The sequence below is a fragment of the Bradyrhizobium betae genome (genome assembly GCF_050632175.1).
GTDB lineage: Bacteria > Pseudomonadota > Alphaproteobacteria > Rhizobiales > Xanthobacteraceae > Bradyrhizobium > Bradyrhizobium betae_B.
In genome coordinates this window covers 1,590,143-1,602,773 of the sequence record NZ_CP192576.1, presented here as the reverse complement: position 1 = coordinate 1,602,773, position 12,631 = coordinate 1,590,143, and the positions used below count along the sequence as shown (strand labels likewise).

Here is a 12,631-nt window from a genome sequence, read left to right as displayed (position 1 = left end):
CGCCCGCTTCATTTCAGGGCGCGAGTCTCACTTCACCATCGCGCCGTAGACGATGTCCTGGACCTGCTCGCGGTAATATTTGCGCAGCTCGCCCGGCGCCGCGGTTCCCACCACCACGACGAGACGTTCCTTCGGATCGCAGAAGAACTGCGTTCCGTACGCACCATTCCAGGTGAATTCGCCTGGATTGCCGGGAACTGACGACAGGCCTTCGCTGGTGCGGACCGCGACCGACAGCCCAAAGCCGAAGCCGGCGCGATGCGGCTCGATGGTCGCCACGTTGTTCTTGATTTCAGGACCAAGGTGGTTGGTCGTCATGTGATGCACGGTCTTCGGAGAGAGGATGCGCTGGCCGTCGAGCTCGCCGCCGTTGAGCAGCATCTGTCCGAAGCGGATGTAGTCGCCGACCGTCGCAAACGAACAGGCGCCGCCGCAATCGAACTTGGTCGGCGTGTCCAGCAGCTTGATGGCTTGCGGCTTGCCGGTCAGCGGATCGTTGGCAAACGGGCGGGCGAGCCGCGGGCGCTGCGCGTCGGTGGGATGGAAGGTCGCGTCTTTCATGCCGAGTGGCTGCCAGACGTTGGCGGCGAGATACTCGCCGAGCCGCTGCTCGCTCACCTTCTCGACGACGGCGCCGAGCACGTCGATCGAAAAACCGTACTCGAATTCCGTCGAGGGCTGATGCGCCAGCGGCAGTTTCGTGATGCGTTCGATGAATGTCTGGGTGTCGCCGTCCACCGCGGGTGTGATGCCGTCGGGATATTGCCGCGCCACCGGGCTGGAGCTGTCCGGGCGGCCGCCATACATCAATCCGGACGTATGCCGATAGAGATCGTGGATGAAGATCGGCGAAGCCTGCGGCTCGAGCTTAAGCGAACCGTCGGCCTGGGTCACGCCGACCTTCATGTCCGCGAAGCCCGGATAGTAGTTGGAGAGCTTGGCCTGGAGCGGCAGCCGGCCTTGCTCCATCAGAGTGAGGCCGGCAACTGCTGCCATCGGCTTGGTCATCGAGGCCAACGCGAAGATCGCGTCAACGGGCATCGGTGTGCCCTTGTCCGGATCGAGCATGCCGTAGGCCTTGTAGTGGACGAGCTTGCCGTCGCGCGCCACCGCGACGACCGCGCCGGGAACGCGCTTGGCGGCGATCTCGCGAGCGAAGAAATCATCGAGCCGGCTGAGACCCTGCTTCGAGAAGCCGGCGTCGTCGGGGCTGGCTTCGAGCAGCGGCGCGGCACGCGCTGTCCCGAACGTAATGGCGGCAGCAGCCGCCGCGATCACGACGATCGTCTTGTTCATTGCGTCCTCCCAAGGCGAGCTCGTTATGCGAGTGGCTCGCGCGATGCCTAGATCACGACCGCGCCAGAGCGAAGTCAAGCGCGGGCGGGGCATGTCTGGGACGCGCCGGAGATGCCGGAACCCTATCGTCCCTCTCCGGCGCGCAACAGCGCGTCGAGACCGTGCCGATAGGTCGGGTAGTCGAGCGTTACGCCGAGCTCGTCCTTCAATTTCGCATTGGAGACGCGGGCGCTGCTGGAATAGAAGCTGCGCGCCATTGCCGACATCTCGGCCGTCGCGAACGCTTCTTCTTCCGGCGGAGCGATGCCGATGAGCCCTGCGGCGTAGGTGATCACGTCCTGGGGCGGGGCTGGCTCATCGTCGCAGACGTTCCATGTGCCGCCGCCCTGATGGCGTATCGCGGCCATGATCGCGCTTGCGATGTCATCGACATGGATGCGGTTGAAGACCTGGCCGGGCTTGATGATGCGCCGGGCCGTGCCGGCCCGCAGCGTCGCCAGCGCGTTGCGGCCAGGGCCGTAGATGCCCGCGAGCCGCAGGATCGCGGCATCGCCACGCGTCGTGTCGGTCCAGGCCTGCTCGGCCGTCAGCCGCACCCGCGTGCGGTCGAGAATGGCCTGCGGCGGCGTGCTCTCATCCACCCATCCGCCGGCGTGATCGCCATAGACGCCGATGGTCGAGAGATAGACGACCTTGCGGCGGCCGGCCGCCAACGCGTCGCCGAACGCGGCGATGGCGGGATCGCCAGCGCTGCCGGGCGGGATCGACACGAGAAGGACGTCGGCGTTGCGGACGTGTCCGATCGTCTCGCGCGTGGGGGCGCCGGAAAAGGCATGCAGCTCGATGCCGGAAAGCTCGTCCCGCCCGGCGGGATCGCGCACCGTGCCGGCGACGTGCGAGAAGGCGCCGCCGAACTTGCGGACGAAGTGCCGGGCGCTATAGCCAAGGCCAAGGATGAACAGCCGCATGCGTCTCCTGTGCCGATGAAGGTTCCAACCGCATCACCGCGCGCTTCCGCTCATAAGGGATTTTTGGGTCCGGCAAAAGATATTGCGATTTTACTCGCCCGCCAGTGCGGGCGATGGTCGCCCGTCACGGGGATGTCATGGGCGGAGCGTCAAACATGCCGGCCAGAGCGGCCACCATCGCACAGTCCGGCGCCGCAGAGCTGATCCGGCGTGCTGCCGCGCTGATCTTCGATGTCGACGGCACCCTGGCGGAAACCGAGGAACTGCATCGGCAGGCCTTCAACCACGCCTTCACCCGGCACGGCCTCGATTGGCACTGGGACCGGTCCGTCTACAAGGAACTGCTGCGTGTCACCGGCGGCAAGGAGCGCATCCGCGCCTACCATGACAGGCTGCGGACCGCCCTGCCATTGTCGGACGCGGACATCGCCGCACTCCATCGCATCAAGACCGCGCATTATGCCGAGCTGATCGAGACGGGCTGCTGCCCGTTGCGGCCCGGCGTGACCGATCTCCTCGCGGCCGCGAAGGCGCGCGGCCAGCGGCTTGCGATTGCGACCACGACGTCGCACGGCAATATCGATGCCCTGCTGTCGCAGGCGCTGGGGAGCCGCTGGGCCGCGGATTTTGATGCGATTGTTGCCGGCGATGATGTCCGCCACAAGAAGCCGGCGCCGGACGTCTATCTCGAAGTCCTGGCGCGGTTGAAGCTGGATGCATCGGACTGCATCGCGATCGAGGATTCCGCCAATGGCCTGATCGCGGCCTCATGCGCGAATATTCCGGTTCTCATCACCCGCAGTATGTTCTTCCGGGACGATGATTTCAGCGAGGCGCGGGTGGTGCTGAATGATCTGTCGGAACTCGGGGTCCAAACAAAAAGCGAAAAACAACCCCATGCACAGTAGAACGTGCTGCCGGGCCTGGCGCCGTCAATGGACGCGGTGACTCATTCTATCGTCCTCAGCCTGCTCGACAATCTGCGCAATCGGGCTCGACTGATGGTGAACCAGGCGCCAGTCGTCGCCGACGCGGCGAAAATGGTTCGCGGCGGCCAAGGCGGTGCCGTCGACGATCTCGATGCAGAGCACGCGTGCGCTGTCGCCGTCGACGATGGCCTGCGGTTCGGCGCAAACGATCTGCGGCCGCTCCGGATTTTGCAGGATATCGCGCCAGCTTCCGATAACGGTGGCCCGGCCGATGATCGCCGGCCAGCCGGGATGGATGCAGGAAATGGCGTCGTCATCCGCCCACATCTGTTCCATGCCGTCGAAGTCGCCCCTCGAAAAGGCGGCGTAGAAGGCCGCGTTCGCGGCGATGACCTTGCTGTCGTTTGCCATGGCTCCCGGGTGAGGCAATGACAGGCAAAAATCAAGCGCGACTTCCGTTCGATTTGGCGTCCGATTTTGACCGCAGTGCAGCATTGCTGCCCGCTTTGTAATCACACCGAGACGAGCGTCTCCACCGCCTGCCGGGCACCTTTTGCGTAGAGCTGGCCGAGCGCTGCGGTGACGGCCTCACGCAGGCGCGGCTCGGCACCCAGTGGTCCGAATACTTTTTCGACGCCGAGCAGTGCTGGCGCGAGTCGTTCAGCGACGGGGCCGGCCTCGCGCGCCAGCGCAGCGAACTCGCTGGCGAGCGGATCGCGCACGTCGATGGCGCGGCCCTGCTCGTCGAGCGCTGTGACGTAGCGCATCCAGCCGGCTACCGCGAGCGCATGCGTTGCGATCGGCAGGTTCTTGTGCAGGCGATCCTGAATCGCGCCGAGCAGGCGCTGCGGCAGCTTCTGCGAGCCGTCCATCGCGATCTGCCAGGTGCGGTGATGCAGCGCCGGATTGGCGAAGCGCTTGAGCAGCGAGGCGCGATAGGCGGAAAGATCAGTGCCTGATGGCATCGTCAGCGTCACCGCGGCCTCTTCCATCACCTGCGCGGCGAGGCGGGCGAAATGCGGATCGACCATGGTGTCGGCGATGGTCTCGTATCCGGCGAGATAGCCGAGATAGGCCAGCGCGGAATGGCTGGCATTGAGCAGCCGCAGCTTCATCAGCTCGAACGGCTTGACGTCGGTGACGAGCTCGACGCCCGCGGCCGCGAGATCGGGCTGGCCCGCCGTAAAACGGTCCTCGACCACCCATTGCGTGAACGGCTCGGTCATCACGGGCCAGGCGTCGCGCATGCCGAGCGCGGACGACACCGCGTCGCGGTCGGCATCGGTCGTTTCCGGCACGATGCGGTCGACCATGGTCGAGGGGAACGCGGCGTGATCTGCGATCCACTTGCCGAGGTCCCTGGAGCGAAGCGCCGCGAACTGCGTCACGATCCGCTGCACGGTGTGGCCGTTGGCGGCGAGGTTGTCGCAGCACAGCACGGTGAACGGCGCCAGCCCCTGCGCCCGCCGGCGCGCCAGCGCGGCAACGATGAAGCCGGGCGCCGAGCGCGGCGCGTCGAGATTGTTGAGATCGTGCACGACATCAGGATGCCGTTCGTCGAGATCGCCGGTCTGCGGCGTGTGGCAATATCCCTTTTCGGTGACCGTCAGCGAGACGATGCGAATGGCGGGGTCGGCCATCCGTGCGACCAGCGCGGCCGGCTTCTCGCGCGCGACGACGCTGTCGAGCAGCGCGCCAACGACGCGGTGCTCGGTGCCTTCGGCGGCACGTATCGCGACCGTATAAAGATGATCCTGCGGGGCGAGGGCGTCGCGCGTCTCCGGACTGCGGAGGCTCGCGCCGACGATGCCCCAGGACATGCTGCCTGCGGCGAGGCAATCGTCGATGACGACGGCCTGATGGGCGCGATGAAACGCGCCAAGACCAAGATGCACGATACCGGCCGTGACGCGCGAATGGTCATAGGCCGGGCGGCGGATGGCTGGCGGCAGCCGGTTGAGTTGGGCGCGGCCGAGCCGCATGGTCGTCTCTCCCTGTTGCTTTGGCCGCTGCTTGACATGGCCTCCATCCTCGGTCAATGCTCCGGTCAATTGGTAAGACCAATTTTCCAAAATTGGCGGGCCGCCGGGATGAACCCGGTTCGCCCTATCGGGGAGGACCAGCGTGCCGCTGGAAGCTGTGGAGGCGAGACGGCTCTATCGCCAGGTCGCCGATCAATTGCGAAGTCTGATCGACAGCGGCGAGTACGCGGTCGGCAGCCGCTTGCCGACCGAGCGCGACCTCGCCGAGCAGCTCAAGGTGTCGCGGCCGACGGTGCGCGAAGCCCTGATCGCGCTCGAAGTCGAGGGCCGCGTGCGTATCCGCGTCGGTTCCGGCATCTACGTGATCGAGCCTGCTGCCCCGGCGATGGCCGTGCCTGCCGCCGCGGTCATCGAAGGCCCGTTCGAGCTGCTGCGGGCTCGCGAGTTTCTCGAAAGCGCCATTGCCGAGCAGGCCGCGCGCGTGGCGACGAAAGACGATGTCGCCCGCATCGACGCCGCCCTCGACGCGATGGAGAATGTCGCGCATCCCGGCGAAGCCTCGATGGTCCATGACCGTGCGTTTCACGTCGCGATCGCCGGCAGCCTCGGCAATGCGGTTCTGGTGCGCGTGGTCGGCGAGCTGTTCGACCAGCGTCTCAATCCCTATTTCGCGCAGCTTGCGCATTATTTCGAGAGCCCGGGCACCTGGCGTACCGCGCTCGACGAGCATCGCGCCGTGCGCGATGCCATTGCGGCGCGAGATCCGGACGCCGCGCGCGATGCCATGCGCGCTCATCTGGTGTGCTCCCAGGAGCGTTTCGCGCAGAATTTCGGCGCCGAGAGCGCTGCGGGATCGCCTGCGGGGCGAGGCCGGACGGCGGAAAATCAGGCCAAGCCGGCAAAACAAGCAAAGCCGGAACGCGCGCCGAAGACGCAGACCAAAGGCGGCAGCGCGCGACGACGATGAGATTGGGCGGCCCGCATCCACCTCGGAGCGGGCGAACAAGAAGCAGACTTTAGTCAGTGGAGGATAAGTCAGTGTTGAAGAAGATGACGATGGTGCTGGCGACTTCGGTCGCGGCGATGTTTGCAGCGGCCAATCCCGGCATGGCACAGACCAAGCTCAAATGGGCCCATGTCTACGAGACCTCGGAGCCGTTCCACACCGCCTCGGTCTGGGCCGCGCAGGAGATCGGCAAGCGCACCAACGGGCGCTACACGGTCGACGTCTATCCGGCCTCGCAGCTCGGCAAGGAAGCCGACATCAACCAGGGCCTTTCGCTCGGCTCGGTCGATATCATCATCTCCGGCTCCAGCTTCGCGGCCAAGAGCTTTCCGCCGATCGGCGTGACCTATTATCCCTACACCTTCCGCGACTCGGACCATCTGCTCGCCTATACCAAGAGCGACATCTTCAAGGAGCTCGCCAAGGGCTACGAGGACAAGAGCGGCCACCACATCGTCGCCGTGACCTATTACGGCGTGCGCCAGACCACGTCGAACAAGCCGATCAAGACCTGCGCCGACCTCAAGGGCCTGAAGATGCGCGTGCCCGACGTGCCGGCGTACCTTGCGATGCCGCGCGCCTGCGGCGCCAACACGGCGCCGATCGCCTTCGCCGAAGTGTATCTCGCACTTCAGAACGGCACCGTCGAGGCGCAGGAGAACCCGCTGACCACGATCGAGGCCAAGAAGTTCTACGAGGTGCAGAAGCACATCGTGCTGACCGGCCACATCGTCGACCACCTCAACACCGTGGTCGCCGGCGCGCTTTGGAAGAAGCTCAGCGACGAGGACAAGAAGATCTTCACCGACGTCGCGCAGGAAGCCGCCGCCAAGGCGACCGCGGAGATCAAGCAGAACGAGGCCAAGCTCGTCGCCTTCTTCAAGGAGAAGGGCCTGACCGTGACCGAGGTCGACAAGAACGAGTTCCGCGACATCGTGCTGAAGAACGTTGCGTTCGAGACCTTCGGCTACCGCAAGGCCGATTGGGAACGCATTCAGGCCGTGAAGTAACCAATGCCGTCATTCCGGGCTCGACGCTCGCGCGTCGCCCCGGAATGATGGCCAAGTCGTTTGAGGAGTAACCCCATGTCCACCGCCGAAACGCACCGGCAGATCACCGCGGACGAGATTGCCCACACCTTCGAGGAGGAGTCGGCGCCGAAGGTCGATCTCGGGGTCTATGCCTTCGAGGACTGGGTGGCGCTGGCGATCTTCTGGGTGATGGCGCTCGCCGTTTTCCTCCAGTTCTTCACCCGCTACGTGCTCAACGACAGCTATGCCTGGACCGAGGAAATCGCGACCTACTGCCTGATCGGCGTGGTCTTCATCGGTTCGTCGATGTGCGTGCGGCTGTCGCGGCACATCCAGGTCGATCTCATCTATCGCTATCTGCCGCATCTCGCGGCGCGCGTGCTGTCGACGGTGATCGACCTGATCCGGATCGCCTTCTTCGGTTACGCCATCAAGCTGGTCTGGGTCTACATCCAGATCATCGGCGACGAGTCGATGACGACGATCAATCTGCCCAAGGACTACGTCTACTACGCCGTGCTGGCCGGCTTCGTGCTGATGTTCGCGCGATCGGTGCAGGTGGCGGTTCAACATCTGCGTCAGGGCTACTCGATCCTCGAACGTCCCGGCGCCTACGACGGTTTTGAAGGATAAGGTCATGCTGCTGTTGCTTGGAGGCTTCCTCGTCCTGATGCTGCTCGGTGTTCCCGTGGCGATTGCCATGGCCGCGTCGTCGCTGCTCTACATCCTCGTCAGCGGCGTGACGCCCGACGTCACGCTGGCGCAGCGCATGATCGCCGGCGTCGAGAGCTTTCCGCTGCTCGCCGTGCCGTTCTTCATCCTGGCCGGCAATCTCATGAACATCGCCGGCGTCACCGGCCGCATCTACAAATTCGCGGTCGCGCTGGTCGGCTGGATGCGCGGCGGCCTCGGCCACGTCAACATCATCGGCTCGGTGATCTTCTCCGGCATGTCCGGCACCGCGATCGCGGATGCCGCCGGCCTCGGCACCATCGAGATCAAGGCGATGAAGGACCACGGCTACTCCACGGAGTTTTCCGTCGGCGTCACCGCGGCCTCGGCGACGCTCGGGCCGATCATTCCGCCGTCACTGCCCTTCGTGATCTACGGCATGATGGCGAACGTCTCGATCGGCGCGCTATTCCTCGGCGGCGTCATTCCGGGCATCGTCCTGACACTGTTCATGATGGCCACGGTCACCTATTTCGCGCACAAGAACAAATGGGGCAGCGATACGCCGTTCTCCTGGCCGCAGCTCGGCTCTGCCGGCCTCGAGATCGCCATCGTGCTGGCTTTCCCGATGGCGATCTGGCTGATGGTGCTGGCCGGCATGTCGACCAACATGGCCGTCGTCATCGGTCTCGGCACGCTGCTCCTGATCGACTGGTACTTCGACTTCTCGGCGGTGATGGCGCTGATGGCGCCGGTGATCCTGATCGGGGGCATGACGCTCGGCTGGTTCACGCCGACGGAGGCTGCGGTTGCCGCCGTGATCTGGTCGCTGTTCCTCGGCCTCGTGCGCTACCGCACCATGACCCTGAAGACGGTGGCGAAGGCGACCTTCGACACCATCGAGACCACGGCCTCGGTTCTGTTCATCGTCACGGCCGCGTCGATCTTCGCCTGGCTGCTGACGGTGTCGCAAGCGGCGCAGATGCTCTCGGACTGGATGCTCAGCATCACCCACAACAAATGGGTGTTCCTTGCAATGGTCAACGTGCTGATCCTGTTCGTCGGCTGCTTCATCGACACCACGGCGGCGATCACCATCCTGGTGCCGATCCTGCTGCCGATCGTGCTCAAGCTCGGTATCGACCCGATCCATTTCGGTCTGATCATGACGCTGAACCTTATGATCGGGCTGCTGCATCCGCCGCTCGGGATGGTGCTGTTCGTGCTGGCACGCGTGGCCAAGCTCTCGGTCGAGCGAACGACGGTCGCGATCCTGCCCTGGCTGGTGCCGCTGATGCTCGCGCTGATCGCGATCACCTACATTCCCGAACTGACCCTCTGGCTGCCGAAATACATGGGACTTTCCAAATGACCTCGACCTCTCTCGCCGCAACCCTGTTCGGCCCCGAAGATCTCCGCATGGTCGAGCACCCGCTCGACAAGCTCACCGAAGGCATGGTGCGTATACGCTTCGGTGCCGGCGGCATCTGCGGTTCGGACATGCATTACTTCCGTCATGCCCGCACCGGCGACTTCGTGGTGAAGTCGCCGCTGGTGCTCGGCCATGAGATCTCCGGCGAAGTCGTGGAAATATCGGGCTCCGCAGCGAACCTGAAAGTCGGCGACCGCGTCGCCGTCAACCCCTCGCGCTGGTGCGGCCATTGCGTCGCCTGCCGCGAGGGAAGGCCCAATCTCTGCGAGAACATCTACTTCATGGGCTCGGCATCGAAGACGCCGCACATGCAGGGCGGGTTCGCCAACTACTTCGACGCGATCCCCGCGCAGTGCGTGAAGATCCCGGACCATGTGTCCTATCAGGCCGCGGCGCTCGCCGAGCCGCTGGCGGTCTGCCTGCACGCGGTCGCGCGCGCCGGCAACATCGAGGGCAAGCGCGGCATCATCTTCGGCGCCGGCCCGATCGGACTTCTGACCATGCTCGCCGCGCATCGCGCCGGCATGGCTGATATCACTGTGGCCGACATCGCGCAGGCGCCGCTCGCCTTTGCGACCCGGCTTGGGGCTTCTCATGTCGAGAACGTCTCGGGTGGGGACGAGGGCCTGAAGGCGCAGGCGGTATCGCGCCCCTATGACGTTGCCTTCGAAGTCTCGGGCACGGCTGCGGGCCTTGCGAGTGCGATCGGGATTGTGAGGCGCGGCGGCATCGTGGTGCAGATCGGCAATCTGCCGGGCGGCCAGATTCCGGTGCCGGCCAATGCGGTGATGGCGAAGGAGATCGACCTGCGCGGCTCGTTCCGCTTCGGGCTCGAATTCATGACGGCGGTGGAGCTGATCGGCGCCGGCAGCGTCGACGTGCTGTCGCTGGTCACGGCCGAGCGGCCGCTGTCCACCGCGCCGGACGCGCTGCGGCTGGCGCTCGACCGCTCGCAGAGCGTCAAGGTCGTGCTGACCGCGAATTGATTTGGAGAGGGCGCATGATGCTCGAGGGATGGCGTTGGTACGGGCCGGATGATCCGGTCTCGCTCGACGATGTCAGGCAAGCTGGTGCAACTGATATCGTCTCGGCGCTGCATCAGGTGCCGATCGGGGAGGCCTGGACTCGCAAGGCGGTCGAGGAGCGCAAGAACTTCATCGAGAACGGTCAGGCCGGCCGCTCGCGACTGACGTGGTCGGTGGTGGAATCGATTCCGATCCCCGACGACGTCAAGCGGCTCGGGGGAAGGCGACCAAGTCCATCGAGTCGTGGATCGCGAGCCTCGAGGCGGTCGCCGCCTCAGGCATCAAGATCATCTGCTACAATTTCATGCCGGTGGTCGACTGGTGCCGTACCGATCTGGAATGGGAGCTGCCGAGCGGCGCCCGCGCCATGCGGTTCGACCAGGACCGCTTTGCGGCGTTCGAGCTGCATATCCTGAATCGCCCGGCCGCCGTGCAGGACTATTCGCCCGAGCAGCAGGCGCGCGCAAGAGCACTGTTCGACCAGATGAGCCAGGCCGATATCGACTATCTCGTCATGGTGATCGCCAGCGCGCTGCCCGGCTCGACCACCGAGCCGATGACGATCCCACAATTTCGCGACCGGCTGGAGACCTATCGCGACGTCACGCCAAAAATCCTGAGGCAGCATCTCGCCGAGTTCCTGGGTCGCGTTGCTCCCGTCGCCGAGCAGCTCGGCGTGTCGCTGACGCTGCATCCCGACGATCCGCCGCGCCCGTTATTCGGTCTGCCCCGCATCGCCTCCAGCGCCGATGATTATCAGGCGCTGTTCGACGCGGTGCCGTCGAAGGCCAACGGCATTTGCTTGTGCACGGGCTCGCTCGGCGTGCGGCCTGAGAACAATCTGCCTGAGATGGCCGAGCGCTTCGGCCCGCGCATCGCCTTTGCGCATCTGCGCGCGACCAAGCGCGAGGCGGACGGCCTGTCGTTCTACGAATCCGACCATCTCGACGGCGACGTCGACATGGTCGCGGTGCTCAAGGCGCTCCTGAAGGAGAACGCGCGGCGCGCGCCCGACAAGCGGATCGTGTTTCGTCCCGACCACGGCCACCGCATGCTCGACGATCTCGCCGCCACCAAGCGCACCAATCCCGGCTACACCGCGATCGGCCGCCTCCGTGGCCTCGCCGAGCTGCGCGGCGCGATCAGGGCGATCGAGCATCGGTAGAGACGCAACTCGATCCACTCGTCATTGCGAGCGCAGCGAAGCAATCCAAAGTCTTTCAACGGCCGGATTCTGGATTGTTTCGCTGCGCTCGCAATGACGGGGAGGGAGCGGGGCCTCGTCAATAACACGCCGCCATCGCGCCGAGCTTCGGATAGAGCCGGTCGATCGCGGCGATCTCGCCTTGCATCTGCGCGATGATCCAGTCGCGGATCTCGGCGGCGATGGGGCGCATCACGCGGTTGCGCGGCGGCAGGAATTCGCAGATGCGGCGCGTGGTGGTGAGCGTGTCGGAGGCCGGCACCAGCGCGCCGGTCAAAAGCCAGTGCGAGGCGACCGTGAGCCAGCCGAGCGCGATGCCCTGGCCGAGCAGTGCTGCCTGCACCACGACGGCGTAATCGGTGAAGCTCAGCGCCTTGGCCGCCCCGCGACGCCCGGTGAGCAGCGATGCGTAATCCGCGGCCCAGTCGCCCGGCGTCTCGGCGAGACGAATGATCGTGTTGCTCTCGGTGGGATCGGTTGCGCCGAGATAGCCGGGGCTGCACATCGGCAGCACCACTTCCTTCATCACCAGCGTGCCGCCGGACGACGGCTCGTCGCGATCGCGAAAGCGCATGCCGAGGTCGACATTCTCCACCGGGCCGCGCAATGCGCCGGAGATGAGCTGGAAGCGCAGATCAACTTGCGGAAACTGCCGCTGCAGCTTGTCGATGCGCGGCATCAGCCAGTGCGTGGTGAAGGCGGAGGAGACCGACAGCGTCACCGTCTCGGTGCCCTTGCGCCGCCGCTCGATCTCGACGAGGCCACTCTCGATGCTGCGGAAGCCTTCGAGCACGCGGCGATAGAGCAGCTCGCCTTCCTCGGTCAGTACTGCGCGGCCCGCCTTGCGATCGAACAGGCGCACGCCGAGATGCTCCTCGAATTGTCCGAGCATGCGGCTCACCGCGGGCTGCGTGACGTTCAGTTCGGCGGCGGCGGCGGTGAAGCTGCCGTTGCGCGCCGCTGCGTCGAACACGAAGAGGGCGTTACTGGAGGGCAGCATCCGGCGGAGCTCAGGCATAACGTCATGTTATGAGGCCCGTAATAATTTGGCAATTGCCGGATTCTGCCAATTCTGTTGTCATTGGC

11 protein-coding genes and 1 pseudogene are annotated in these 12,631 nt (G+C 65.2%); 7 read left to right on the top strand and 5 right to left on the bottom strand.

The window, feature by feature from the left end:
• Window positions 1–27: 27 nt before the first annotated feature.
• Window positions 28–1,296 (bottom strand): serine hydrolase domain-containing protein, encoded by a 1,269-nt coding sequence (locus ACQ86E_RS07930; RefSeq protein ID WP_431204936.1) that lies wholly within the window; start codon window positions 1,294–1,296, stop codon window positions 28–30.
• Between the two features lie 122 nt (window positions 1,297–1,418).
• The gene (locus ACQ86E_RS07925) at window positions 1,419–2,264 is read right to left on the bottom strand and encodes an SDR family oxidoreductase (protein WP_431204935.1); all 846 of its coding nucleotides are present in this window, start codon (window positions 2,262–2,264) and stop codon (window positions 1,419–1,421) included.
• 155 nt (window positions 2,265–2,419) lie between these two features.
• Here ACQ86E_RS07925 and ACQ86E_RS07920 point away from each other — a divergent pair, with 155 nt between their 5' ends.
• Window positions 2,420–3,172, top strand: a complete 753-nt coding sequence (locus tag ACQ86E_RS07920; RefSeq protein ID WP_431204934.1) for an HAD family hydrolase — start codon at window positions 2,420–2,422, stop codon at window positions 3,170–3,172.
• A 24-nt stretch (window positions 3,173–3,196) separates the two neighbouring features.
• Here the strand turns inward: ACQ86E_RS07920 and ACQ86E_RS07915 are convergent, their stop codons facing one another.
• Together ACQ86E_RS07915 and ACQ86E_RS07910 are read right to left on the bottom strand one after the other, a co-directional pair.
• The gene (locus ACQ86E_RS07915; protein ID WP_431206427.1) at window positions 3,197–3,604 is read right to left on the bottom strand and encodes a nuclear transport factor 2 family protein; all 408 of its coding nucleotides are present in this window, start codon (window positions 3,602–3,604) and stop codon (window positions 3,197–3,199) included.
• 101 nt (window positions 3,605–3,705) lie between these two features.
• Window positions 3,706–5,175, bottom strand: coding sequence for a mannitol dehydrogenase family protein (locus ACQ86E_RS07910; RefSeq protein ID WP_431204933.1), 1,470 nt, complete (start codon window positions 5,173–5,175; stop codon window positions 3,706–3,708).
• A 142-nt stretch (window positions 5,176–5,317) separates the two neighbouring features.
• On the opposite strand from ACQ86E_RS07910, the gene ACQ86E_RS07905 reads away from it, so the two are divergent.
• The 6 genes and pseudogenes from ACQ86E_RS07905 (at window position 5,318) to uxuA (ending at window position 11,506) form a co-directional block, all read left to right on the top strand.
• Window positions 5,318–6,142: a FadR/GntR family transcriptional regulator gene (locus ACQ86E_RS07905; RefSeq protein WP_431204932.1), complete on the top strand. Its 825-nt coding sequence runs from the start codon at window positions 5,318–5,320 to the stop codon at window positions 6,140–6,142.
• 89 nt (window positions 6,143–6,231) lie between these two features.
• Window positions 6,232–7,191, top strand: a complete 960-nt coding sequence (locus ACQ86E_RS07900) for a sialic acid TRAP transporter substrate-binding protein SiaP (protein ID WP_431206426.1) — start codon at window positions 6,232–6,234, stop codon at window positions 7,189–7,191.
• A gap of 75 nt (window positions 7,192–7,266) precedes the next feature.
• A complete protein-coding gene (locus tag ACQ86E_RS07895; RefSeq protein ID WP_143841534.1) occupies window positions 7,267–7,845 on the top strand; it encodes a TRAP transporter small permease in 579 nt (192 codons plus the stop codon).
• Window positions 7,846–7,849: 4 nt separating this feature from the next.
• Window positions 7,850–9,256 (top strand): TRAP transporter large permease, encoded by a 1,407-nt coding sequence (locus ACQ86E_RS07890; protein ID WP_431204931.1) that lies wholly within the window; start codon window positions 7,850–7,852, stop codon window positions 9,254–9,256.
• Entirely contained in the window at window positions 9,253–10,302 is a 1,050-nt protein-coding gene (locus ACQ86E_RS07885; protein WP_431204930.1) for an L-idonate 5-dehydrogenase, read from the top strand. The genes ACQ86E_RS07890 and ACQ86E_RS07885 overlap by 4 nt, the downstream gene beginning before the upstream one ends.
• Window positions 10,303–10,319: 17 nt before the next feature.
• Window positions 10,320–11,506: pseudogene (uxuA, locus tag ACQ86E_RS07880) on the top strand (mannonate dehydratase).
• A 118-nt stretch (window positions 11,507–11,624) separates the two neighbouring features.
• On the opposite strand, the gene ACQ86E_RS07875 reads toward uxuA, so the two are convergent.
• Complete coding sequence (locus ACQ86E_RS07875; protein WP_431204929.1) at window positions 11,625–12,563, bottom strand: LysR family transcriptional regulator; 939 nt, start codon at window positions 12,561–12,563, stop codon at window positions 11,625–11,627.
• Between the last annotated feature and the right edge of the window lie 68 nt (window positions 12,564–12,631).

Coding starts and splice junctions, on each gene's coding strand:
- ACQ86E_RS07930 (WP_431204936.1), bottom strand. CDS start 1,296: ATGAACAAGACGATCGTCGTGATCGCGGCGGCTGCTGCCGCCATTACG.
- ACQ86E_RS07925 (WP_431204935.1), bottom strand. CDS start 2,264: ATGCGGCTGTTCATCCTTGGCCTTGGCTATAGCGCCCGGCACTTCGTC.
- ACQ86E_RS07920 (WP_431204934.1), top strand. CDS start 2,420: ATGCCGGCCAGAGCGGCCACCATCGCACAGTCCGGCGCCGCAGAGCTG.
- ACQ86E_RS07915 (WP_431206427.1), bottom strand. CDS start 3,604: ATGGCAAACGACAGCAAGGTCATCGCCGCGAACGCGGCCTTCTACGCC.
- ACQ86E_RS07910 (WP_431204933.1), bottom strand. CDS start 5,175: ATGCGGCTCGGCCGCGCCCAACTCAACCGGCTGCCGCCAGCCATCCGC.
- ACQ86E_RS07900 (WP_431206426.1), top strand. CDS start 6,232: ATGGTGCTGGCGACTTCGGTCGCGGCGATGTTTGCAGCGGCCAATCCC.
- ACQ86E_RS07895 (WP_143841534.1), top strand. CDS start 7,267: ATGTCCACCGCCGAAACGCACCGGCAGATCACCGCGGACGAGATTGCC.
- ACQ86E_RS07890 (WP_431204931.1), top strand. CDS start 7,850: ATGCTGCTGTTGCTTGGAGGCTTCCTCGTCCTGATGCTGCTCGGTGTT.
- ACQ86E_RS07885 (WP_431204930.1), top strand. CDS start 9,253: ATGACCTCGACCTCTCTCGCCGCAACCCTGTTCGGCCCCGAAGATCTC.
- ACQ86E_RS07875 (WP_431204929.1), bottom strand. CDS start 12,563: ATGCCTGAGCTCCGCCGGATGCTGCCCTCCAGTAACGCCCTCTTCGTG.